The sequence below is a fragment of the Nonomuraea polychroma genome, from assembly GCF_004011505.1.
Taxonomy (GTDB): Bacteria; Actinomycetota; Actinomycetes; order Streptosporangiales; family Streptosporangiaceae; genus Nonomuraea; species Nonomuraea polychroma.
Genome location: NZ_SAUN01000001.1, coordinates 10,977,274 through 11,000,671 on the forward strand (window position 1 = coordinate 10,977,274; position 23,398 = coordinate 11,000,671).

The 23,398-nt window shown below is 69.1% G+C and carries 20 protein-coding genes and 1 other RNA gene; 16 read left to right on the top strand and 5 right to left on the bottom strand.

Annotation, left to right across the window (positions count from 1 at the left end; genetic code table 11):
• Positions 1-6 precede the first annotated feature (6 nt).
• From ftsX to EDD27_RS51305, 5 genes are all read left to right on the top strand, one after another.
• Positions 7-915, top strand: coding sequence for a permease-like cell division protein FtsX (gene ftsX / locus EDD27_RS51285; RefSeq protein WP_127939949.1), 909 nt, complete (start codon positions 7-9; stop codon positions 913-915).
• A gap of 50 nt (positions 916-965) precedes the next feature.
• Positions 966-1,433: an SsrA-binding protein SmpB gene (smpB, locus tag EDD27_RS51290; protein WP_127939950.1), complete on the top strand. Its 468-nt coding sequence runs from the start codon at positions 966-968 to the stop codon at positions 1,431-1,433.
• Positions 1,434-1,440: 7 nt separating this feature from the next.
• Positions 1,441-3,300 carry a penicillin-binding transpeptidase domain-containing protein gene (locus tag EDD27_RS51295; RefSeq protein WP_127939951.1) on the top strand — a complete coding sequence of 620 codons (1,860 nt, stop codon included), beginning with the start codon at positions 1,441-1,443 and terminating at the stop codon, positions 3,298-3,300.
• A 292-nt stretch (positions 3,301-3,592) separates the two neighbouring features.
• Positions 3,593-3,976: a transfer-messenger RNA gene (gene ssrA, locus EDD27_RS51300) on the top strand.
• 414 nt (positions 3,977-4,390) lie between these two features.
• Positions 4,391-4,732 carry a hypothetical protein gene (locus EDD27_RS51305; protein ID WP_127939952.1) on the top strand — a complete coding sequence of 114 codons (342 nt, stop codon included), beginning with the start codon at positions 4,391-4,393 and terminating at the stop codon, positions 4,730-4,732.
• 142 nt (positions 4,733-4,874) lie between these two features.
• Here the strand turns inward: EDD27_RS51305 and EDD27_RS51310 are convergent, their stop codons facing one another.
• Genes EDD27_RS51310 through EDD27_RS51320 form a run of 3 tightly spaced genes read right to left on the bottom strand, consistent with a single transcriptional unit; the run spans position 4,875 to position 10,025 of the window.
• A complete protein-coding gene (locus EDD27_RS51310; RefSeq protein WP_127939953.1) occupies positions 4,875-7,928 on the bottom strand; it encodes an alpha-mannosidase in 3,054 nt (1,017 codons plus the stop codon).
• A 7-nt stretch (positions 7,929-7,935) separates the two neighbouring features.
• The gene (locus EDD27_RS51315; RefSeq protein ID WP_127939954.1) at positions 7,936-9,276 is read right to left on the bottom strand and encodes a 6-phospho-beta-glucosidase; all 1,341 of its coding nucleotides are present in this window, start codon (positions 9,274-9,276) and stop codon (positions 7,936-7,938) included.
• Positions 9,273-10,025: a DeoR/GlpR family DNA-binding transcription regulator gene (locus EDD27_RS51320; RefSeq protein ID WP_127939955.1), complete on the bottom strand. Its 753-nt coding sequence runs from the start codon at positions 10,023-10,025 to the stop codon at positions 9,273-9,275. The genes EDD27_RS51315 and EDD27_RS51320 overlap by 4 nt, the downstream gene beginning before the upstream one ends.
• A gap of 144 nt (positions 10,026-10,169) precedes the next feature.
• On the opposite strand from EDD27_RS51320, the gene EDD27_RS51325 reads away from it, so the two are divergent.
• Genes EDD27_RS51325 through EDD27_RS51345 form a run of 5 tightly spaced genes read left to right on the top strand, consistent with a single transcriptional unit; the run spans position 10,170 to position 15,602 of the window.
• Positions 10,170-11,150, top strand: coding sequence for a carbohydrate kinase family protein (locus EDD27_RS51325; RefSeq protein ID WP_127939956.1), 981 nt, complete (start codon positions 10,170-10,172; stop codon positions 11,148-11,150).
• Between the two features lie 2 nt (positions 11,151-11,152).
• Positions 11,153-12,442 (top strand): ABC transporter substrate-binding protein, encoded by a 1,290-nt coding sequence (locus tag EDD27_RS51330; protein WP_127939957.1) that lies wholly within the window; start codon positions 11,153-11,155, stop codon positions 12,440-12,442.
• A 16-nt stretch (positions 12,443-12,458) separates the two neighbouring features.
• Positions 12,459-13,460, top strand: coding sequence for a carbohydrate ABC transporter permease (locus EDD27_RS51335; protein WP_206642028.1), 1,002 nt, complete (start codon positions 12,459-12,461; stop codon positions 13,458-13,460).
• A complete protein-coding gene (locus tag EDD27_RS51340) occupies positions 13,460-14,287 on the top strand; it encodes a carbohydrate ABC transporter permease (RefSeq protein WP_127939958.1) in 828 nt (275 codons plus the stop codon). Before EDD27_RS51335 ends, EDD27_RS51340 begins: the two co-directional genes overlap by 1 nt.
• Positions 14,280-15,602 (top strand): alpha-L-fucosidase, encoded by a 1,323-nt coding sequence (locus EDD27_RS51345; RefSeq protein WP_206642029.1) that lies wholly within the window; start codon positions 14,280-14,282, stop codon positions 15,600-15,602. Before EDD27_RS51340 ends, EDD27_RS51345 begins: the two co-directional genes overlap by 8 nt.
• Before the next feature lie 7 nt (positions 15,603-15,609).
• On the opposite strand, the gene EDD27_RS51350 is transcribed toward EDD27_RS51345, so the two are convergent.
• Positions 15,610-16,722, bottom strand: a complete 1,113-nt coding sequence (locus EDD27_RS51350; protein WP_206642030.1) for an SGNH/GDSL hydrolase family protein — start codon at positions 16,720-16,722, stop codon at positions 15,610-15,612.
• Positions 16,723-16,883: 161 nt separating this feature from the next.
• On the opposite strand from EDD27_RS51350, the gene EDD27_RS51355 reads away from it, so the two are divergent.
• The 5 genes from EDD27_RS51355 to EDD27_RS51375 all read left to right on the top strand — a co-directional run bounded on the left by EDD27_RS51355 (position 16,884) and on the right by EDD27_RS51375 (position 21,961).
• Positions 16,884-17,747, top strand: a complete 864-nt coding sequence (locus tag EDD27_RS51355; protein ID WP_127939960.1) for a hypothetical protein — start codon at positions 16,884-16,886, stop codon at positions 17,745-17,747.
• Positions 17,744-18,352 (top strand): mediator of RNA polymerase II transcription subunit 21, encoded by a 609-nt coding sequence (locus EDD27_RS51360; protein WP_127939961.1) that lies wholly within the window; start codon positions 17,744-17,746, stop codon positions 18,350-18,352. Before EDD27_RS51355 ends, EDD27_RS51360 begins: the two co-directional genes overlap by 4 nt.
• A gap of 66 nt (positions 18,353-18,418) precedes the next feature.
• A complete protein-coding gene (locus EDD27_RS51365; protein WP_127939962.1) occupies positions 18,419-19,261 on the top strand; it encodes a phosphatidylinositol-specific phospholipase C/glycerophosphodiester phosphodiesterase family protein in 843 nt (280 codons plus the stop codon).
• A 148-nt stretch (positions 19,262-19,409) separates the two neighbouring features.
• On the top strand, positions 19,410-20,801 hold the full coding sequence (locus EDD27_RS51370) for a hypothetical protein (RefSeq protein ID WP_127939963.1): 1,392 nt from the start codon (positions 19,410-19,412) through the stop codon (positions 20,799-20,801).
• Positions 20,798-21,961 (top strand): ARPP-2 domain-containing protein, encoded by a 1,164-nt coding sequence (locus tag EDD27_RS51375; RefSeq protein WP_127939964.1) that lies wholly within the window; start codon positions 20,798-20,800, stop codon positions 21,959-21,961. The genes EDD27_RS51370 and EDD27_RS51375 overlap by 4 nt, the downstream gene beginning before the upstream one ends.
• On the opposite strand, the gene EDD27_RS51380 is transcribed toward EDD27_RS51375, so the two are convergent.
• Positions 21,906-22,316 carry a hypothetical protein gene (locus tag EDD27_RS51380; RefSeq protein WP_127939965.1) on the bottom strand — a complete coding sequence of 137 codons (411 nt, stop codon included), beginning with the start codon at positions 22,314-22,316 and terminating at the stop codon, positions 21,906-21,908. The genes EDD27_RS51375 and EDD27_RS51380 overlap by 56 nt on opposite strands.
• A 100-nt stretch (positions 22,317-22,416) precedes the next feature.
• Between EDD27_RS51380 and EDD27_RS51385 the strand changes: the two genes are divergently transcribed.
• Complete coding sequence (locus EDD27_RS51385; RefSeq protein ID WP_127939966.1) at positions 22,417-23,385, top strand: GlxA family transcriptional regulator; 969 nt, start codon at positions 22,417-22,419, stop codon at positions 23,383-23,385.
• The last annotated feature ends 13 nt before the right edge of the window (positions 23,386-23,398 follow it).

Sequence of the window (23,398 nt, forward strand, 5' to 3'; positions counted from 1 at the left end):
CAGAACATGCGGGCGAATTTCATCTTCTCCGAGGTCTGGATCGGCCTCCGTCGCAACCTGACCATGACGATCGCGGTCATCATCACCGTGGCGGTCGGAATGGCGATGCTGGGCGTCGGCTTGATGATCAACGCCCAAGTCGGCTTGATGAAGGGCTACTGGGGCAACCAGGTCGAGATCTCGGTCTTCCTGTGCACCAAGGGGACCGCCATGCCGTCGTGTGACGGCAAGGCGATCACGCAGGCGCAGACCAAGGCGCTCCATGACCACATCAAGGCCACGGCAGGCGTCGCGGATGTGACCTTCGAGGACCAGCCGACGGCGTACAAGAACTTCAAGGACGCGTACTCGTCCAACGAGCCTTTCGTGAAGGCCGTCCAGGTCGAGGACATGCCGCAGTCGTTCCGCGTCAAGGTGGCCGACCCGGACAACTACCAGTCCGTGATCCAGGCGGTCCAGGGCCAGCCGGGCGTCGCGAACGTGGTCGACCACAAGGAGCTGATCGGGCCCTTTTTCCAGATGCTCGACAAGCTCGCCTATTACGCGCTCGGCGTCGCGATCATCCTGGTGCTGGCGGCGGCCCTGCTGATCGGCAACACGGTCCGGCTCTCGGCGTTCAACCGGCGCCGGGAGACGGGCATCATGCGGCTGGTCGGCGCGTCCAACCTGTACATTCAGCTGCCGTTCGTCATGGAAGGCGTGATCGCGGGCCTCATCGGCGGGGTCTTCGCGGCGGTCATCCTGATCGTGACGAAGGTCCTGCTGTTCGAGGAGCTCGGCAAGTTCTTCACCGGTCCGACCGCGCAGCTGGGCTGGGACACCGTGGCCGAGACGATCACGTACACGATGATCATCGGCGTGCTGATCTGTATCCTGGCCTCGTTCGTGACGCTCCGCCGTTACCTCCGGGTCTAGCCCGCGCGCGACGTACCCGAGGTGCGAGGGATCGCCGGTAAAGTCGAAGCATGCCACGTGAGACCGGGCGGAAGGTCATCGCCCAGAACAAGCGTGCTCGGCACGACTACCACGTCGAAGACACCTTCGAGGCGGGTCTCGTGCTGCAGGGCACCGAGGTGAAGTCGCTCCGCGAGGGCCGCGCCTCGCTCGTCGACGGCTACGCCAGCATCGACGGCAACGAAGCGTGGCTGCTCAACGTGCACATTCCCGAATACACGCAGGGCACGTGGACCAACCACGCCGCCCGCCGCAAGCGCAAGCTGCTGCTGCACCGCAAGGAGATCGAAAAGCTCGCCGCCAAGACCAAGGAGGGCGGGCTCACGATCGTGCCGCTGGCGCTCTACTTCAAGGACGGCCGCGCCAAGGTCGAGATCGGCCTCGCCCGCGGCAAGAAGGACTGGGACAAGCGGCAGTCGCTGGCGGAGCAGCAGGCGAAACGGGAGATGGCCCGGGCCCTGCGGCACCGCAACCGATGAGATCGGCATGAGACGCCTGCGCCGCACGCTCTCCGCGACCGTCACCCTGGCGGTCGCGTGCACCATGCTGACCGGCTGCTTCGAGGAGCCTTCGCCGCACGACGCGGTGCGTGACTTCCTCGTGGGCTGGCAGACGGAGGATTACGACCTGGCCGCGGGACGCACCGACGGCGACCAGGTGACCGTACGCAAGGCACTGTCCGACGCCAAGCTCGAACTCGACGCGGCCTCGTTCCGCTTCAAGATCAAGAGCATGACCGTGAACGGCGACGAGTCCACGGCCGCCTTCCACGCCGAGGTCGACCTGGGCGAGAACAACCCGCTCTGGCAGTACGACGGCAAGTTGCCGCTCCACCTGGTCGACGGCGCGTGGAAGGTGCGCTGGTCACCCTCGGTGCTCCATCCGGAGCTGAAGGAGGGGCAGCGCTTCGCGGTCGACATCGATCCCAAGCCGCGCCAGCCGGTGGTCGACCGGACCGGCGAGTCGCTGCAGACCAACACCGTCGTCTACAGCGCCGGGGTCTATCCGGCCAACCTGGGCGACCAGGCGGAAGAGGTCGTCGCGAGGTTGTCCGAGATCACCGGATACGCCCAGGACCGGCTGCTGAGCCGCATCCGCTCCTCGCCGCCGGACAAGTTCGTGCCGCTGGTCACGTTCGGACGCACCCGCTACCAGTCGATGAAGTCCAAGCTCGACGCCATCTCGGGGATCGAGACCAAGCCGCAGGAACAGCCCGTCAACCCCGACGCGCCGCGGCAGATCGTCGGCACGGTCAGCACGCTCACCCCGGAGTACGAGCAGAAGCTCGGCGGCCCGCAGCGGGCCGGCGACTCGGTGGGCAAGAGCGGGCTGCAGCAGGCTTACCAGAGCTACCTGACCGGCTCCACGCAGACCAGGGTGATCACCCTCGACCTCAAGACCGGCAAAGAGGTCACCCAGCTGAAGGAGTGGCCGGGTCGGCAGAACGTGTCGGTGAAGACCACCATCGACCGGGGCATCCAGGCGGCGGCCGAGCAGGCGGTGGCCGACAGCGAGACGAGCGCGTTGGTGGCCGTGGACAGCAAGACCGGCGAGATCCGCGCGGTCGCCACCAAGGGCAGCATGCACCAGGAGAAGGACGCCCTGGCCGGCAAATACCCGGCGGGCACGGCGTTCTCGGTCGTGGCCGCGGACGCGCTGGTGAAGAACCGTGTGAGCCCCAAGCAGCGGCTGGACTGCCCGCAGGAGCGCACGGTCGGTGGCGCCAAGTTCGTGGCCGCCGGCCAGGCTGCCGGCAGCACGTCGTCGGCAACGTTCCAGGAAAACTTCGCCAAGGGCTGCGTCACCGCCCTGGCCTCGCTCGCCCGCCGGGTCAAGGCCGAGGACCTGGAAAAGAGCGCCGAGGCGTTCGGCGTGGGCCAGTCGTGGCGGCTGCCCCTGAAGTCGTTCAGCGGCTCGTTCCCTGAGTTGTCCAGCGACGCCGACAAGGCCAAGGCCATCGCGGGCCAGAACGTCGAGGTGAGCCCGCTGGGGATGGCGCTGGTGGCCGCCGCGGTGTCCTCGGGCACCTGGCGCCCGCCCGTGCTCGTCACCGACCCGAAGTCGCCCGACCCCGCGGCCGAGACCGTGCCGAGCGCGCAACCCGCCCCCGTACCCGTCGATCCGCGGGTGCTGACGGCGCTGAGGCCGATGATGCGGGCCGGTGCCTTCGGCACGCCCGCGCAGGCAGGCAAGGCCAAGGTCTACGGCGTGACGGCGACGGCCGGGGACCAGATGACGTGGTTCGTCGGCTGGCAGGGCGACGTCGCCATCGCGGTGTTGTCGAAAAACTACAACGCGTCGGCGGTCGCGGGCGGCTTCTTCGCGGGCCTTCAGAACCCATCGTGAAATTGTCGCGACGCTGAGCAACCATCCGGGGTCGCGATGGCGTCTTACTGAGTGGCTGGACCCGCTCGGGGGGTTGCGGATCCAGCCGCCGTGATGAGATCAGGACTTCATCTCGGGGGAAGTCCTGCCGTCCGGACCGGCTCGACCCTGCCGGTCGGCCCCCGGGAGCGCGAGCTGCTGTGCCACGCTCCCGGGGGTTTCGCCATGGGGAATTAAGTTGGCGTTGAGGGTGTTCTCCCATGTACATTCTTGTTGCTCGCCTTCCGGCGGAGGGCGTGTTGACAACTGCACAGGGGGTGACTGGCTTCGACTTCGATCTTGCAAGCCAGGTGAAGCGGGCCGAGGACTGCGGACATAACCTCGTTAATCCTGTGACCGCAAACAACAAGTGCCAATTCCAAGCGCACTGTGGTAGCCCAGGACTCCCTGGGCCTCGCTGCCTAAGTAGCGAAACCACTGTCAGCCCGGGAGTGCCTTCGGCCCGGTGTCTGGCATCGTTAGAAGGCTCAACCGATCGACCCGGCCACGGGGGAGATCGGGAAACCAAACAGTGGCTGGGCCCGTCGGCGACTCGCCTGCGTGATCGCCGGGGCCGAGAAAAGCACAGCAGGCTGCGCCCGGAGAAGCCCTGACTTGGGGTTGAAGGACGCGGGTTCGATTCCCGCCACCTCCACCACATCAGACCGCCTCTTACCTGCGGAAACATCGCAGGTGAGGGGCGGTTTCGCGTTCGCGGGGAGCCCCATGGAGGCACGGGCCTGCCGGAGCCGGTGTTGCCGCCTCGGCCGCGGCCCTGGCGTCCGAGTTCACCGGCAGGCAAACAAACGGGTCGCAGGTGAAAACCATGAAACGCCAGGCTTTGCCGCGCAATGGGCGACCTCAGGGGATTGTCGTTATTAGCGTGGCCTGTTGAGGGAAACCTGTTGGGTCGTTGCCAAGGGTGCATCCCGACTGAACGACCGCAGTTCCGCAGAGACCCAGCGGGAATCTCACGGTCGACATCTCGATCGGCGTCCCGGGACACCGGTTCGACTCTCGCCCCGGTCAGTCTGATCGCGGGGCACATCTCATCGCGGTACGGAGTATCTCCATGTTCAAGGAAGCCCTTGCGGGCGGTGCCTTGGTGGCCGCTGCCCTCGTCGCCCCAGCGACGATGTCGGTGCAACCCGCCGTTGCCACTCCGGTGACTCAGGTCGCAGAGTCCGCTGCACATCCGTGCAAGTTCCACTCGAATCCGACTCGGTGCAAAAACCTGAACCATCCACAGCCGTGGGACCACAACCTTCGGCGCCAGCAACAGCAGCAGCAACAGCAACAGCAGCAGCAACAACAGCAGCAACAGCAGCAACAGCAGCAACAACAGCAGCAACAGCAGCAACAGCAGCAACAGCAGCAACAGCAGCAACAGCAGCAACAGCAACAGCAGCAGTAAGGCCGGATAGTCCCTTCCAGCCTGTCAGGATCGCCCCATGGGGAATCGCCCATGGGGCGACTTGCGTGGGAAGTTCCAGTGGGCTACAGGTAGCTGGCGGTGGCCTGGCCAATGTGGGCGCATGACCCGCCCAGCACGGGGATCACCGGCTCAGTCGCAGGGTCAGCACCTGGAACGGTCGCAAGGAGATCGGGATGCCGCCGTCGGCCTCCACGGCAACGGGATTCCCTGGGAGGGGACGTTCCAGCAAGTCGGTGATCGTCGCACTGGAGACCGGGAACGAGGCGCGTAGCCGGGTGGTGGCCCGGCCGCCGAGCGACTCGTAGACCCGGACGATGACGTCACCGGACCGGTCGTCGGCGAGCTTGACCGCCTCGACGCAGGCGGCGGTGCCGTCGAGCGTCACCAAGGGCGAGGGCGGCGTGGCCGCGCCGCCGCTCGTCACGCGGAGCGGGAGGTTCAGCGCGTAGCCCGCCGCCACGGCGTCGCCGATGGCGGCGCCGGGGACGAGCGCGTAGGTCATTCGATGGCGTCCCTGGTCCGCGTCCGGGTCGGGGCAGCGCGGCGCGCGGACCAGGCTCAGCCGCACCGTGGTCGTGGTGCCGCCGTCGGCACGCGTGGTACGGGTCACGTCGTGGCCGTAGGTGGCGTCGTTCGCCAGCGCGATGCCGTACCCCGGCTCGCCGAGATGGATCCAGCGGTGGCAGGAGATCTCGAAGCGGGCCATGTCCCAGCTCGTGTTGGTGTGCGTGGCCCGGAACACGTGGCCGAACTGGATCTCGGCGGCCGTGCGGTCGGCGTGCACGTCGATCGGGAAGGCGGCCTTGAGGATCTTCTCCCGCTCGTGCCAGTCGATCTCGGTTTCGATCTCCACTCGCGGACTGCCGGCTGTGAGGCGAATGGTCTGGACGATCCTGGATGCCCCGAAGCGACGTTCGACGCGTACGGCGCCGACGAGCGGGCCCGAATCGACGATGGTGATCGCCTCGACCTCGTCGAGGTCGGTGTGCCGACGGCGATAGTGGGCGTCGATGTCCCAGGCGTCCCACTCGTTCGGCAGGTCGGTGTGCAGTTGCAGCAGATTGCCACGGGAGCCGGGCGCCAGCAGCTCCCGATGGTTCGCCACGTCGAGCACCGACGAGAGCAGGCCGGCCGCGTCCACCTCGACACGGATCAGGCCGTTGTAGAGCACCGTCCCTGTCTCGTCGCCGGTCGTGGTGACGGGGGATGGGGATGACGGCGCGTCGAGGCGTACCATGCCGGACGCCGGGACCTCGGCGAAGACGGCCGAGCCGCCGGGTGTGGTCACCACCTCGGCGCGCGGCCGTGGTGCCGCGTTGCAGACCCAGGTCGCCTGGCCGTCGCCGGTCACGGCGGAGACGGCCGCGGTGATGATCTCCTCGAGCTCCGCGCGTACGCGGGCGTAGGTCAGCTCGGCCTCGCGATGGACCCAGGCGATCGAGCTGCCAGGCAGGATGTCGTGGAACTGGTGCAGCAGCACCGTTTTCCACAAGCGGTCCAGCTCGGCGTGCGGGTACACGAAGTCCGCGTGCACGGCCGCCGTCGCGGACCACAGCTCCGCCTCGCGCAGCAGGTGCTCGATGCGCCGGTTGCCGGCCTTGGTCCTGGCCTGGCTGGTGTAGGTGGCCCGATGCAGCTCCAGATAGAGCTCGCCGGACCAGACGGCCGCATCCGGCAGTTCCGCGCGGGCTGCGGCGAAGAACTCGTCCGGAGGTTCGATCTCGACCCGAGGCGAGCCCTCCAGATCACGTAGCCGCCGCGCCTTCTCCAGCATCTCCCGGGTGGGGCCGCCGCCGCCGTCGCCGTGCCCGAAGGGGAGCAGCGAGCGGGTGCCCGCACCTTTCTCCGCATAATTGCGTACGGCATGCGCCAGCTCGGCGCCCTCGAACGTGCCGTTGTAGGTGTCGGCCGGCGGGAAGTGGGTGAAGATGCGGGTGCCGTCGATGCCCTCCCACCAGAAGGTGTGGTGCGGGAACTTGTTGGTCTGGTTCCAGGAGATCTTCTGGGTGAGAAACCACTCCATCCCGGCAAGCCTGGCGAGCTGCGGATAGGCCGCGGTATAGCCGAACGAATCCGGCAGCCACACGCCGCGGCATTCCACCCCGAACTCGTCCATGAAGAAGCGCTTGCCGTGCACGAGCTGCCGGGCCAGGGCCTCCCCGCCCGGCAGGTTGCCGTCGGCCTCCACCCACATGCCGCCGATCGGCACCCACTGCCCGGCCTTGATCGTCTCCCGCATGCGCTCGAAGATCGCCGGGTGGTGTTCCTTGACCCATGCGTACTGCTGCGCCTGTGGTCCGGCGAAGACGAACTCCGGATAGTCCTTCGCCAGGGCTGTGACGTTGGCGAAGGTACGGGAGGTCTTGCGCTTGGTCTCACGGATCGGCCAGAGCCAGGCGCTGTCGATGTGCGCGTGGCCGACCGCCGAGATCGTGTGGGCGCTGGCGTGGGCAGGACGGGACAGCGCGGCGGCCAGGCAGGCCCGGGCGGCCTGGGCTGTGCCCGCCACGTCCTGGAGGTCGAGGGCGTCCATGCTCCGCTCGAGGGCGCGCAGGATCTCGTGCCGCCGGGGATCACCGGTCGCCAGCTCGGCCATCAGCTCCCGCAGCACCTCGACGTCCAGCTTCAGGTGCCAGACCTCCTTGTCCAGTACGGCGAGCTCGGCGCGGGCGAGGCGGTAGAGCGGCTCGTCGCCCGCCGTGGCCTTGTCGCCTAGCGAGGTCGGGAGGAAGCCGTTCGCGAGGATGTCGGGGTTGGCGGCCATCTCCAGCAGCAGCCCTGCCCGTTCCCCGGTGACGGGGACGTACTGGTTGCGCGGCTCGATGCCCTTGATCGGCCGGCCCTCCAGGTCGTACACCAGCGCCTCGGCCTGGTTGCCCGGCCAGTCGCCGACGAAGCCGAGGTCGAAGACGGCCTCCACGTGCCGTCCCGCCCACCATGCCGGAACGGCGCCGGTGGCGCGCAGCCAGGTCGTCGACCAGGGGCGCCCCCAGCGCGTGCCCACCTCGAAGGGCTCGTAGCGGGCGGCCAGCGCCTCCGCGACGGGCACCGGCTCGTCGGGGACGTGCCAGGCGGCCAGCTCGAGCGGCGCGGTTTCCGCGTACACGGCTGGTGTGATGCGTTCCCTGAGCACCCGGTCGATCCGGTTCTCGACGAGCTTCCTGTCGTCGTGCATCGCGGTGTCAGTTCCTTCCGCGGAGGTAGCCGAGCTGCGGGAGCGCGCGCTCGTATCGGTCGAGGAGCCGGCCCGCCACCGCGACGGAGTCGACCAGCGGGTGGATGGCGAAGGCACGCAGCGCCGCCGCGCGGGAGCCCGTGGCGGCCGCCTCGATCACCGCCTGCTCCACCTCCTTGACGGCGCTCACCAGCCCGAGCGCGTGGCCGGGGAGCGGATCGACCGAGATGGGCCGCGCACCGTTGGCGTCCACGAAGCAGGGCACCTCCACCACGGCGCCGGGGTCCAGGCAGCCGATCGCGCCGTGCCCGCGGACGTTGAGGACGAGCGTGGTCCGCTCGTCGAGCGCGATCGCGCGCATGAGGGCCAGGGCGACCTGCTCGTAGCCGCCGGACTCGAGGTCGCCGGGCGCACGCTCGCCGATGCCGGAGGCCTCGCGGTTCTCCGCCATGTAGGTGGCTTCCCGCTCCAGCCGGACGCTCTCCCACGTGGCCAGCGCCGAGCCGCCGGTGTGCGTGTAGAACCGCCGTTGCTGCTCGATGAGCACGGAGCCGCGGGTCTGCCGGGCGGCGCGCGCGGCGGCCACCGCCTCCCTGGTGAAGTAGTAGTAGTGCAGGTATTCGTTGGGGATGCAGCCGAGGGTGCGCAGCCAGTCGACGCCGAAGAGCCTGCCCTCCTCGAAGGAGCCCAGGGCGTCGTCGTCCCGCAGGAGATCGGGCAGCACGTCGCGGCCCTTGACGCGGAGGCCGCGCAGCCAGCCGAGATGGTTCAGCCCGGCGTAGTCGAGCCACACGGTCGCGGGGTCCACGCCGAGTGCACCGGCCGCCCGCCGGCCCAGCGCTATCGGGGAGTCGCAGATGCCGATGACGCGGTCGCCGAGGAAGTGGGACATGGCCTCGGTGACCATGCCCGCCGGGTTGGTGAAGTTGATGACCCACGCCTCGGGCGCCGCCTCAGCGATGCGCTGCGCGAGCTCGCGGGCGGCGGGGACGGTGCGCAGGCCGTACGCGATGCCGCCGGCGCCGACGGTCTCCTGGCCGGGCACTCCCTCGTCGAGGGCCACCCGCTCGTCGATGGCACGCCCTTCCAGGCCGCCGATGCGGATGGCGGAGAAGATGAAGTCGGCCCCGCAGACGGCCTCGGTGAGGTCGGTGGTGGCGTGCACCTCCGGGGCGTCCGGCACGCCCTCCGCCAGCTCACGCAGCACCCGCTGGATCGCCGAGATCCGGGAGGCGTCGAGGTCGTGGAGCGTCACGTGGGTGACCCGGCCTTTGCCGCGATCGGCGAGCAGGGCGCGGTAGACGAGCGGTACGCGGAACCCGCCCCCGCCGAGAACGGTCAGCCTCATACGGTGATCACCTCGACGCCCGCCTCCCGCATGGCGGTCAGCGTCGCCTGGTCGCCGGGGGCGTTGGTGACGATGACGTCGAGATCCTCCGGGCCGCAGACCCGGGCCATCCCGGTGCCGGGGAACTTCCCCATGTCCGCGACCAGGACCACCTGGTCGCTCGCCGCGATCATGGCGCGCTTGACCGGCACCTCGACCACGGTGGTGTCCATGACGTGCCCGCCGGGACGCACCCCGCTGGTGCCGAGGAAGAGCCGGTCGGCCTTGATCTGGCGCAGGTTGTCCTCGGTCAGGAAGCCCACCAGCGACCGGTAGTCGCGGCGGACCATGCCGCCCAGCATGATGAGCTGAATGTCCTCCTCGTCGTGGAGCTCCTCGAGCACGGCGAGGCTGCTGGTGACGACGGTGAGGGACCGGCCGCGCAGGTAGCTGGCGACGCGGTGCGCGGTCGTGCCGATGTCGAGCAGGACGGTCTCCTCGTCCTTGACCATCTCTGCGCATCTTTGCGCGATCTTGTCCTTCTCCGCTCCGCGCACCGCCGCCACGTCCACGAACGGATCGTCCCGCTCGTCGATGGGCATGGCGCCGCCGTAGACGCGCCGGAGCAGCCCTTCGTCGTGTAACTGGACGAGGTCGCGGCGGATCGTCGCAGGACTGGCGTGGAGGCGCTCGGCAAGCGCCTCCACGGTGGCGGGGCCTTCTGAGCGCACAATGCGCACGATCATCTCGTGGCGTCGGTCCCGGAGCATGACTGGGACAGTAGCGCGCAAACACAATCACTGCTAGAGGAAATTTTAGAAATATTTGAGCGAACTATTGCATAGTCGCTCACGAGGGTGCACGATCCTGCCTAAATTCGGCGAGGTGCCTGTGCGCCAGAAGTGGGCGGAGCGATGCCTGACAACGCGGTCCAGCCGCAACTCGATGTCTTCGTCTCCGGCCTGCTCTTCTTCGACGTGGTCTTCGCCGGCCTGGAACAGGGGCCCAAGCCCGGCACGGAGATCTGGACCACCGAGATGGCCTCGGGGCCCGGCGGCATCGCGAACTTCGCGTACACGCTGGCCCGGCTCGGCCTGCGGTCCGGTCTCGCGGCGGCCTTCGGCGACGATCCCTTCGGCCGGTACTGCTGGACGGCACTCAGCGAGGGAGAAGGCGTGGACCTCACCCGGTCCCGTCTGTTCTCTGGATGGTCCACCCCGACCACCGCGTCCCTGGCCTACGACGGCGATCGCGCGCTGATCACCCACGGCTCTCCACCACCCCTGGGGGCGGACGAGATGATCGGCGATCCTCCAGCGGCTCGGGCGGCGATCGTCCACCTCGGCCCAGAGCCCGTGGATTGGCCGGCGAAGACAGGTGGCCTCGTCTTCGCCGACGTGGGCTGGGATCCCACGGAGCAATGGTCGTCGGCGATGCTCGATCAGCTCGCCGGGTGCCACGCCTTCATGCCCAACGCTCATGAGGCCATGAGCTACACCAGAACGCACACACCCGCGGCGGCGCTCTCCAGGTTGGGGGACCTGGTGCCGCTCGCGGTCGTCACCTGTGGAGGTGATGGCGTCCTCGCCGTGGATGCGAGCACAGGCGAGGCCGCGAACGTCCCCGGGCTGCCGGTGGACGTCCACGACCCGACCGGAGCCGGCGACGTGTTCGGCGCCGGTCTTGTCGTGGGGACCCTGGCCGGCTGGCCGCTCGCCGAGCGGATCCGGTTCGCCAACCTCGTCGCGGCCCTGTCGGTGCGGCGTGTGGGCGGCGCGCCCTCCGCGCCTCGCTGGGCCGACGTGGCCGGCTGGTGGCGGGACCTCACCGACCAGCGGCTGCGCCGCGAGTACGGCTTCATCCCCGATGTCATCCCCCATAACCCGGAGGGTTAGAAATGGAACTTTCCCGCAGAAGGCTCATCCAGTCCGGACTCCTCTCCATAGCGGCGGCAGGCATCGGGAGCACGGCGGCCTGTGGTGGCTCAGGGAGCACCGCCGCGAGCGGCGGCGGAGCCAAGGAGCTGACGCTCTGGTACTGGGGCGGCGGGCTGAGCGACAAGGTCGTGGCCGACGCCGTCAAACAGTTCTCCCAGACCACGCTCAAGCCGTCCGTGATCGGCGGCGACTTCAAGCAGAAGCTGGTCGCCACGATGAACGGCCGTAAGTTCGTACCCGACATCACCGGCATCAAGGGCGAGAACATCGCCTCCATGCTGGCGGAGTCCGACCGGTTCATCGATCTCAACACCCTGGGCGCGGACAAGCTGGCCTCGCAGTACGTCGAGTGGAAGTGGAAGCAGGGCTCCACCACCGACGGCAAGCTCATCGGCTTCCCGATCGACATCGGGCCCACCGCGCTGTTCTACCGCAACGACCTCTTCGAGAAGGCGGGCCTGCCCGCCGACCCCGCCGAGGTCGGCACGTCGATGTCCACCTGGGACACGTTCTTCGAAGCCGGGGTGAAGCTCAAGAAGGCCAACCCGGACGCGTTCATCATCGACTCGGCCGAGGGGCTGTTCGACAAGATGGTCGGCCAGGGGACCAAACGGTTCATCGACGAGAGCAACAAGTTCATCGGCGACCAGGACCACATCCGCGGCGCCTGGGACATGGTGATCAAGGCCAATGGGCTCGGCATCATCGCTCCCAAATACGACGGCCCGGACTGGAACGCCGCCGCCGCCCAGGGCAAGCTGGCCGGGACCGTGGGCGCAGCCTGGTTCGCGCTGGACCTCAAGAACGGCGTGGAGGCCACCTCGGGCAAATGGCGGGTGGCGCCCATGCCGGGCGGGCCGGCGAACATCGGCGGATCGTTCCTGGCGCTGACCAGGGAGTGCCGGGATCCCCAGCTGGCGTTCCAGATCGTCACGTGGCTTCTGAGCGCCGACAACCAGGCCCGGGGCTTCACCGACGCGGCCCTGTTCCCGTCCACGTCCGCCTCCTACGACATGCCCGCGCTGACCGGAGGGGACCCGTTCTTCGGGGACCAGAAGACGATCGAGGTGTTCGGGCCGGCCGCGAAGAACATCCCGATCCAGTACGAGGCGCCCGCGGACGCGGCCGTGGCCCAGCCCTTCAAGGACGAGATCATCAACGTCTGGACCAAGGGCAAGAACGCCGACACCGCCTGGACGGACGCGGTGAGCTCGGCCAAGCAGATCGCCGGGCGCCAGGGCGTGAGCTGAGAGGACGGTGCCCCTCATGTCCGCCCGCACCTCCGCGCGCGCATCCACCGGCATGCCCGGGCCCGCCACGGCCGCCACCGGCCGCGGCGGGCCGCCCGGCGCCCGGCACGCCCGGCCGAAGGGCGCATGGCGCCGCTATTGGCCGCAGTATGTGTCCATCTCACCCTTCTTCCTGCTCTTCACTGTGTTCATGCTGGTGCCGGTGTTGTTCTCGCTCTATCTGGCGTTCCACAAGTGGAACGGCCTGGGCGAGATGGAGTTCGTCGGCCCACGGAACTTCGAGCTCCTGATGCAGGACGAGATGTTCTGGCAGGCGCTGCAGAACACCTTCCTGATCTGGTTCATGTCCACGATCCCGATGTTGTTCCTGGCCCTGGTCGTGGCGAACATGCTCAACTCGGCGGTGCGGTTCACCGGGTTCTACCGGATCGCCTACTTCGTGCCGAACGTCACGTCGGTCGTCGCGGTCACGATCTTCTTCGGCTCGGTGTTCAGCACGAACTTCGGGCTGATCAACGCCATCCTGCAGTGGTTGTCGGCCTCGCCGGTCCCGTGGCTGGTCAACGAGTGGACGATCAAAATCGTCATCTCCGCGATCATCTGCTGGCAGTGGACCGGCTACAACGCGATCATCTACCTCGCCGGCCTGCAGGCCATCCCGAGCGAGATGTACGAGGCCGCCAGGATCGACGGCGCGGGCCCCGTGCAGCTCTTCTTCCGCATCACGATCCCCATGCTGCGCCCGATCATCCTGTTCACGGTCGTCGTCTCGACCATCAACGGCATGCAGACCTTCACCGAGCCGCAGGTGCTCTTCGGCATCAACTCGGCCAACAACGCCAGCTCGGGCGGCCCGGGCGGGGCCGGACTCACCGCGATCCTGTACTTCTACCGGGAGGCGTTCAACAACAACGACTACGGGTACGGCGCCGCGATCGCGTGGGCGGTGTTCGTGGCCATCCTGCTGTTCACCGCGATCAACTGGCGCATCGTGCAGCGCCGGGAACGGGGGCTGTGATGATCGCCACGCGGCTGAGGGCCGCCGCCCTGCACCTTGTCCTGGTCGTGGGAGCTCTCATCTCGCTGTTCCCGTTCTACTGGACCGCCGTCATGGCGACCAACACCACCAAGGAGATGTACCAGGTCCCGCCGAGGGTGACCTTCGGGCCCGCGCTGTTCGAGAACATCGGGCGGCTGCTGAGCTCCATCGACTTCTTCGGCTCGATGCTGAACACGTTGATCGTCGCGTCCTGCACGACCGCCCTCGTCCTGTTCTTCGACTCGATCGCGGCCTTCGCCTTCGCCAAATACGAGTTTCCCGGACGGCGGATCATGTTCGGCCTGCTCCTGCTGACGTACATGTTGCCGATGCAACTCGCGCTCATCCCGCAATTCGTGATCATGGCGGAACTGGGCTGGGTGGGCACCCTGAACGCGCTGATCGTCCCGGCCGCCGCGAACGCGTTCGGCATCTTCTGGCTGCGCCAGTACATCAAGGGGGCGGTGCCCGACGACGTGCTCGCCGCGGCGCGCATCGACGGTGCGGGGTTCTTCCGGCAGTACTGGCATGTGGGACTCCCCGCCATCCGGCCCGGCCTGGCCTTCCTCGGCATCACCACGTTCATCGCCGCCTGGAACGACTACACCTGGCCGCTGATCGTCATGGTCGACCCGTCGAACCTGACCCTCCAGGTCGCGCTCTCCCAGCTCAACACCGTGCACAACCTGGACTACAGTCTTGTCCTCACAGGAGCGCTGCTCGCCGTGCTGCCGCTCGCGGTGGTGTTCGTCCTGTTCGCCCGCGGCTTCATCCGCGACGCCATGAAGGGTGCGCTCCGTGGGTGATCTCGATTTCCGGGGCCGGCAGATGCCCGCATGGTTCCCGGACGCCAAGTTCGGCGTGTTCGTCCACTGGGGCGCGTACTCGGTGCCGGCGTGGGCCGAGCCCACCGGCGAGCTGGGCGCCGTCGACCCGGAGGTGTGGTTCGCCCACAACCCGTACGCCGAGTGGTACTGGAACACCAGCCAGATCGAGGGCAGCCCCGCCCATGAGCACCACCGCACCGTGCACGGCGGCCTTCCCTATGACACCTTCCTCGACGCGTGGAAGGCCGAGCTCTTCGACCCCGCGGAGTGGATCGACGTGTTCGCCCGCGCCGGCGCCCGCTACGTCGTCGTGACCACCAAGCATCACGACGGCATCGCCCTGTGGGACGCGCCCGGCACCGGCACCCGCAACACGGTCCGCCGCGGCCCGCACCGTGACCTGGTCGCCGATCTGGCCGCCGCCGTCCGGGCCCGCGGCCTGCGTTTCGGCGTGTACTACTCCGGCGGTCTCGACTGGCACGCCGGCCGCCGGGCCGTCATCCGTCACGAGGACCTGATCGACGAGTGCCGCCCCCACGACGCGGCCTACGCCGCCTACGCGCTGCGCCAGGTGCGCGATCTGATCGACCGATACCGGCCGGACGTGTTGTGGAACGACATCGGCTGGCCCGACGCGGGCATGGCCGACCTGCCGGACCTGTTCGCCCACTATTACGCCACAGTCCCGGACGGCGTGGTCAACGACCGATGGGACGGCGCCCACGCCGACTACCTGACCAGTGAATACCAGGCGAACCGCCAGAACGAGACGGCAGCGCATTGGGAGCAGTGCCGCGGCATCGGCCTGTCGTTCGGCTACAACCGCAACGAGGGCCCGGAGCACCTGCTGGACCCGGCGGGCGCCGTCCGCCAGCTGGTGGACGTCGCCTCACGCGGCGGCAACCTGCTGCTCAACGTCGGCCCGAAGGCCGACGGCACCCTGCCGGGCGAGCAGCGCACCGTCCTGGAGGGCATCGCGTCGTGGATGGCCGGCCACGGCGGCGCCGTGTACGCGACCAGGCCACTGGGACCGGGCGCCGCGCCGAGCGACGGCGCCCCGTGGATCCGCTGGACCCGCGACGACCGGCACGCGTTCGCGTTCCTCGCCGACGTCCCCGACTCCGCCCGTGATCAGGTGGTGCTGAAGACCCGGCCGGGACTGCTGGATCCGGCCACGGCGGTCCGCCTGGACGACCTCCCGGTACGCGCCGACGCCGTGCCGGACGGCATCCTGGCGACCTCGGTCGCACTCGGCACACCGCTGCCCACAGTGCTCAGGTTCGCCCTCCTGTGAGGTGTTGTCACCAGCGCAGGGGGAGGGTGGCGATGAAGTCGCTGAGCCGTTGGGCGATGATCTGGTGGTCGTGGACGGACGGGTGCCAGTGGCAGCCCATGTAGTCCAGGCCTGACTCGCTGTAGTACCAGTAGCGGACCCGATCGTCGCCGCCGCTGTTGCGCTCCTGGACGATCTGCTGGGCGGTCTCGGCGAACGCGGTGGTGTTGGACATGTGGGTCGCGCTGACCACGATCATCGTGCCGGGGCCGTACCGGGCCCGGAGTTTGTCGAGGAACGCGTGGTAGGCGGTGCGGTAGGCGGCTACCAGGGTTTCCGGCGTCCACGGCTCGCCTGGGTTGATGGCGGTGGAGAAGTCGTTGATGCCCAAGCCGACCACGACCAGTTGGGGGCGCCAGGTGCCCGGGTTCTGCCAGACGTCGCCGTCGACGTTCAGCAGGGCCCGGTCGTAGTACGTGCGGTAGTTGACCTGGGGGTTGCTGCCGTTGTAGTTGCGCACCATGCCGAGACCCGAGAAGGCGTTGAGCTGGTAGTCGGCGTTCAGGCGGCGCGCGGTGAGGGCGCCGAAGCTGAGGTCGGCATCGGTGGTGCGGTGGAGCTTGTCGTTGGTGCAGTCGCGCGTGTCGGAGCGGTTGCCGTAGCCGACGGTGTAGGAGTCGCCGATGAACTCGATCTGGCGGTGGCGGGCGGCGGGCCTGCCGAGGATCGTGCCACCCGGGGCGGCGACGAAGCCGCCGAAGGCACTCGTGGCCCACGGGCTCTCGGTCCGTTTGACGAGCCGCACGCTGTGTACACCGCGCGTGAGGTCCTTGACCCAGTGCGTGGTCCGGCCCGGGGTCACCAGGGTGGCGACGGTCGCGCCATCCACCTGGACGTCGTAGTCGTTGTCGGAGTCGTCGAGGACGATCCCGACGCCGGTGCCGCGGAAGCGGCCTTCGAAATAGACGCCGGGCCAGCTGTACTGAACAGAGTCTCCGGTGACCGTGACGCGTCCGGCGGTGTGCGCTTTGGCCAGGACGCCGGATGGCGGTGCCTGCGGGACAGCGGCGCCGGCCGTGCCGGGCAACGCCACGGCGGCAACCAACGTGGCCAGTACTGCGGTCAGGCGTAAGCGTCGCACAGATTCTCCTTCACAGCGGCTGCGAGAGGACATCACGACTTTACGACCGAGCCGCACATCCGACGAGAACTCCCGATATGGCACCACACTGTCACCCAAAGATTGCTTTCCGTGTGCTTAGGTAGTCCTTTGACAATTGGCGTGTTGGATGGGGTTCAAGGGTGTCAAGGTACGGCTGGCGTCACTCGGCGTTCGCGCCCGTGGTGGGCCTGATGGTCTCCGCGCTGCTCATGGCGGCCGGGTTTGTGGAAATGTTGCTGGTGTCCGTGGGCGCGACCACGGCGCCGGCGGCCGCCGAGCTGGTGGTCACGCTCATCATCGGAGTGTTCCTGACCACCGTTCTCAGGATCGCCAGGGCCGTGCCGGACATCCGGCGGGAGAGCGCCGCGACGGCGCGGGCCGTGGCGAATGTGCATGCGGTGCGACCGACCGATGACACGCTGGTGGCGCGGCGGCTCAAGCTGTTCAAGGAGGCCGCCGAGGCGGGCAACGACTGCGAGGCGGTGCTGAGCGCCCGGTCCGCGTTGGACGAGGGCGAGATGGCCAACAAGCACCATCTCGACCACGCGCTCATCTGGGCACTGCCGGTCTTCGGGTTCATCGGCACCGCGCTGACAATGGGCGCGATGGTCAACTCGTTCTCGAACGCCCTGGACAACCAGGCGGACCCGGGCGTGCTGATCGCCGCCCTCAAGCAGCATGTGCTGCCTGAGCTGGCGTCCGCGTTCGGCGTCACCCTGGTCGCGTTGTTCCTGAGCGTGCTGGCCTTCGGTGCGATGGCGCTGGTGGAGCGGGCGGAGCGGGCCGGTGTGGCGGCCGCCGACGAGGTGTTCCTCACCTACATCGCGCGCCTTCCGGCGAAGGAGGCGGCTCCCGCCATGCATGGGCTCACCCAGGAGCTGGCCCTGTCCAGGGGCAGGACCGAGGAGCTCGTCAAGGGGCTGGACGCGCTGCGTACCGCGGTGGAGCGGCTGAGCGCCGTCGAGAGCCGGCCGCAGAAGTACACGCTGGTGAGGGAGCCGTGAGGAAGCGGGCTGCCAGGCCGTTCGCGCCGCCGCTCGACCTGCGCTTCATCGACCTGTTCATGGCCATCGTCCTGGCGTTGTCGTTCGTCGCGATCATGCTGACCGTCGTGGCGCGGATGTTGCCGACGGAGGACTCCTCGCCGCCGACGCGGCAGGAGAAGAGCGTTGCCCAGCTGCAGCGGCAACTCGACGTCGCCGAGCAGGCCAGGCAGAAGGCCGAGGCGGAGCTGCGGACGACGAAGGCGCAGATCGCGGAGCAGACCGCCTTTGCCCTGCCCTGGTGGTTGATCGGGTTCTGTGCGCTGCTCGGCGTGCTGGCCGTGTTCATGACCTGGCGTATCCGGTTGTGGAACGAGGGAAACCTGCCGCGCTTGCGGAGCTGGCTGCTGGTCACCGTCGTGGTGGCCGTGGTCACGGTGGTCATCAGATCGCTGAGCGACAGCGACGGGTATCTGCTGCTCGCGGAGATCCCCTGGTGGGCCGCCGACGCGCTCTGCCTTGGACTGCTGCTGGTCGCGTACGTGTTGATCTCTGACATCCGGGCCAGCCGCGTCACGCTCGGCGAGATCAGGACGCGGACCGCGAAGAGCCGTGAGTTTGGCTGAACTTCACTCCTGTCACATCTGGCGCAACTAGCCTGACTCGCATCCCTGACCTCGTAAGGAGATGCGATGTTGCGTCGAGTCCTGGGTGTGCTGGCCGCCGCCGGAGCCGTCCTGCTGGCGGCCGTCCCCGCCTCGGCCGCCGGCGGCGGCGAGCCCCTTCCCCGGGCGCACGCCCACAACGACTACGAGCACGAACGGCCGCTCCTGGACGCCCTCGACCACGGGTTCACCAGCGTCGAGGCCGACATCTACCTGGTGGAGGGCGAGCTGCGGGTCGGGCACGACCCCGAGGACCTGCGGCCTGGCCGCACGCTCCAGTCGCTCTACCTCGACCCGCTGGCCCAGCGTGTACGCCAGGGGCACGGGCACGTCTTCCCGGGCAGCCGCCAGCAGCTCCAGCTCCTCGTGGACATCAAGAACAACGGCGCGGCCACGTACACCGAGCTCGACAAGGTCCTGGCGTCGTACCGGAAGATGCTCACCACCTACCACAAGGGCAAGGTGAAGCCGGGCGCGATCACCGTGGTCATCAGCGGGGACCGGCCGCGTGAGCTCATGGCCGCCCAGGAGCGGCGCTACGCCTTCTACGACGGGCGCATGGCCGACCTCGGCCAGGGCAACCCGGCTCTGATCCCGCTGATCAGCGACAACTGGACGAACCACTTCACCTGGCGCGGCGAGGGCGACATGCCGGCCGCCGAGCGGGACAAGCTACGGCAGATCGTGGCCACCGCGCACCGCGACGGGCAGCGGGTGCGGTTCTGGGCCACCCCGGACGCGGCCGGTCCGGCGCGGGAGGCCATCTGGCGTGAGCTGGTCGCGGCAGACGTGGACCACATCAACACCGACGATCTGGCGGGGCTCCAGCAGTTCCTGCGCGAGTACGACAGAGATCGTGCGGCCGCGTAAACCCGTCGCGTCGTCCACAAAGGCCCGGTAAGGTCCGGAACCAGACTGGCCGCGGGACTTCGGTGCGACTTCCGGAACCCGCCTTTACCGCGATGCTTCGCAGTTCGTGCCCCCATTCCCCGGCCAGTCCGCGACCCCGGGGGAGCCCATGGACACCTACGCCGACCTGATCGAGTGCGAGGACGTGCTGCTCTTCGCGAACGCGGCGATCACCTCGACCGGCCAGCGCGAGTTCCACAGCGCGGCCGGTCAGCAGCGGCTCTCCCTCGGCTTCCTGCACCGCTACATCCACGGCAACTACCCGGACCTGTACGCGGCCACGCTCGCACTCGACATCAACGACCACAACGCCGCCATCGTCATCGCCACCCTGCTGACCCACCCGGGGCAGGGCGACGGGCGGCTGATCGCGCGGCGGCTGGCCAGGATGAGCCCGCCCCGCGTCTACCGGCTCTTCCAGCGGCTGCGCCACGACGGCGTCAACAACCGGCGCACCCGCGCCCTCGTCCGCGACTGGCTCGCCGGCCGCCCCGACCTGGCCTTCGACGCCGTCAAGTACCGTGCGGCGGTGAAGTCGGCGGTGCGGCACGCGCACCTGCGGCTGCCGGGCGAGCTGGGCGACTTCCTCTTCGCGCCGTCCAGCCGCGCCCGCTACGAGACGCCGGTGCTGGAGGCGTGGCGGCGCGCCCACTACGACAAGGCGGCTCTGTACGAGTTGCCGTACACGGTCGCCGAGGGCTTCGCCGCCCGTCACGGCATCAGCAGGAAGGTCTTCCTCGACCGCATCGCCCCCAAGCTGACCAGGCTCGAACGGCTGCGCCTGGCCGAGTCGGCCGGCAAGGACGGCCTGGACACCGAGGCGGATCTGGCAGCGATGCCGCTGGTCCGGCTGGCGTCGTACGTGCTGGCGCTGCCCGCCGAGACGCGCGCACGGCGCCGTGCCGAGCTGGTGGGCGCGCTGCGGTCCGCGGCCGCCCGCGTGGCGGGAGCACGGGCGGGCACGTGGGGCAGCGTGGCGGCGGTGCTCGACGACAGCTTCTCCTCCTTCGGCTCGCCGGTGAAGAGGCGCCGTCCGCTGGCGGTGGCGCTGGCCTGCCACTATCTGCTGGAGGCGTTGGCCGGCTCCTATCGGGGCCTGTGGTTGTCGGGGCGCACCGATCCGCTCCAGGCGCGGCCGTCCGGGCCGACGCCGCTGGGGCAGCGGGTGCTCGACGCGCTCGGAGGGCGGCCCGACATGCTCGTCATCGTCTCCGACGGCTGGGACAACGCGCCGCCCGGGCTGGCGGGCGAGGTGCTGCGGGTCTGGCGGCGCAAGCTGGACCCCGGCGGTGAGGTGGGCATCGTGCACGTGAACCCGGTTTACGACGCGGACCAGTTCGACGTGCGGCGGTTGTCGCCGATGGTGCCGACCGCCGGCATCAGGGACGCCGAGGACCTGCCGGCGCTGGTGGAGCTGGCCCGGTTCGCGGAGGGCAGGACGGGGCTCGCCGAGCTGCGGGCGTACCTGGCGGACCGGGCGGCCCAGCTGGAGGCACGATGATCGATCTCACCGGTCTGGACACGCGGCCCGCGCAGACCTGGGGCTCGATGCGGCTCGTGCCGCTCGTGCGCCGCGAGCCCATCGAGGACCTGCGGCTGAACGCCAAGGTCTACGGTGACGAGCCGTCCACGGTGTTCCTGCCCGACAAGACCGTCTACACGTCGTACGTCCCCCACGCCTTCGTCGCGTCGTGGACCGACGACGGCAGCCCGGCGGCGGCGTACGGCACCCAGCTCGGGCAGCCGCTCCGGCACATGTGCATCAGGACCCGGCGCAGGATGGCCCGGCGGGTGGACAAGAACCGGCTCAGGTTCCTGCCGCTGCACCTGGCGGTGGAGGGTTTCCTCGCGCTGCACTTCGGCGGCCCCGTGATCGCCTGGGAGGAGTGGTCGCGCCAGGCGATCGCGCACGGCCTGTCCGCGCGCGCCGAGGACGCCTACACCGGCGCCGAGGTACGCGGGCTCGACGACGCCCTCAAGGTGTTCGAGATCTACCCGGGGCAGTGCGGGCTGCTGCTGTACGCGGGCGACACACTGGCCAGCGCCTTCGTGGTGCCGCACCCGGAGGACTACCGGGCGCTGCATCCCACGCTCATCAGGGACCTGTACGGCGAGCTGGTCTACGAGTACGCGCTCTTCTACCCGGCCAGGGACTTCCCCGCCGTCATCGACGAGACCACGGTCTCCTCCCTGGCCGACCTGCGGGCCCAGGCCCTGCTGCGGGAGCGCGAGTGGGCCGACTTCCACGACTCGGTCATGGCCGCCCGCCTCCTCCAGGCCCCCGTGCACGTGGAGGAGGTCTACAGGCTCGGCCGGTTCACGCTGAGCCGTTTCCTGCCGGCGTTCGAGCGGAAGAGTGAAAACCACATCGGCGAGACGATCACCGATGGGGACGGGCGGCTGGCGTACCTGAAGACGTTCCGGTTGTCGGAGGCGCAGAGCCGGCGCGGCCACCTGCTGAGCAAGCTGGCCGAGCACGACTGGAGCCTGCCCGCGACGGCCGCCGCGCTCGGGACCGACGCGGCGGCACTGGGGATGCGGCTGAAGCGGGCAGGGTTCGGGCATCTGCTGCGGCAGGACGTCCTGGACGGCTACCGCAAGGCGGTCAATGGGCGCAACCCGCGTACTCGTCGAGGCGGCGGAACATCGCCGCCAGCATGAGCGGGAACATCGCCACGTGCGCGACCGCCATCAGCGTGCCGCCATCGATCACGCCGAGCCACAACAGGGGGAAGAGCGGCACCACCGGGACGAACATGGCCGCGCACATCTCCAGGGTCGAAGCCCAGCCGTGCCCGCGGATCCGCATCCACACGGCCATGCCGACGGACATGTTGACCGCCATCACCAGGTAGCCCAGCTCGGGGTGCTCGTGGTGGGAGACGCCGAGGCCGACGAGGTCGAGGAGCGCGCCGAGCGCGAACATCCCGACGAACATCGCGATGATCATCTCGAGGTAGTGGAGCGCGAACCTGCCCCAGCGGCGGCGGGGCTTCGTGCCTGCTGTCGTCGTCATGGGTCCGACTGTCCTGGACGCCACGGTCACCCGCCAGGGCGGGCCGCCGGGCATGTCCGAAAACTTGGGTTCTTGGTCCCTCGGACCTACAGTCGGGGCCATGGAGGTACGACGGGTCGCCGTGGTGGCGTACGACGCGGTCGCGCTGCTCGACCTCGCCTGCGTCATCTCGGCGCTGGAGGAGGCCAACTGGCGCGGTGCGGCGCCGTGCTACGAGGTGCGCCTCGTCACCCCGGGCGGCCACGCCGTCACCACGGGGACCGCCCAGGTCATCCAGGCCCAGGACACCCTCGAACGGGTCAGCGGGCCGCTCGACACGCTCATCGTCTCCGGCGGCATCGGCTACGCGAACGCCGCCGCCAACCCGCTGGTGGTCGCCCACGTCCGCCGGCTGGCCAGGGAGAGCCGGCGCGTCGCGTCCGTCTGCACCGGCGCGTACATCCTGGCCGCCGCCGGCCTGCTCGACGGGCGGCGCGCCACCACGCATTGGGAACAGGCGCAGCAGATGGCCGACCGGTTCCCCGACGTCGCCGTCGACCCGGACCCGATCTTCATCCGCGACGGCCACGTCGCGACCTCCGCCGGCGTCACCGCCGCCCTCGACCTCACTCTGGCCTTCATCGAGGAGGACAACGGGACCGAGCTGGCCAGGACGGTGGCCCGCCACCTCGTCACCTACCTGCAGCGGCCCGGCAACCAGGCGCAGATGAGCATGTTCGTCAGCGCGCCCTCGCCCGCCGACGGCCTGGTCAAGCGGACCGTCGACTACATCAACGGACATCTCGCCGAGGACCTCACCACGGCCGCGCTGGCGGAGGCGGCCGGCGTCAGCGAACGGCACCTGACCCGGCTGTTCCTCAAGCACGTCCGGCTGACGCCCGGGCGATACGTCCGGCAGGCGCGTGCCGAGGCCGCCGCCCACCTGCTGGTCTCCACGTCGTTGCCGATGGCCTCGATCGCCGCGCGGTGCGGGTTCGGGACGGCGGAGACGTTGCGGCAGGCGTTCATGGACCGGTACGGCATCCCGCCCTCGCGTTACCGCCTGACGCAATCCTCGACCGCCAAGTGACGCGAGTGCCTGA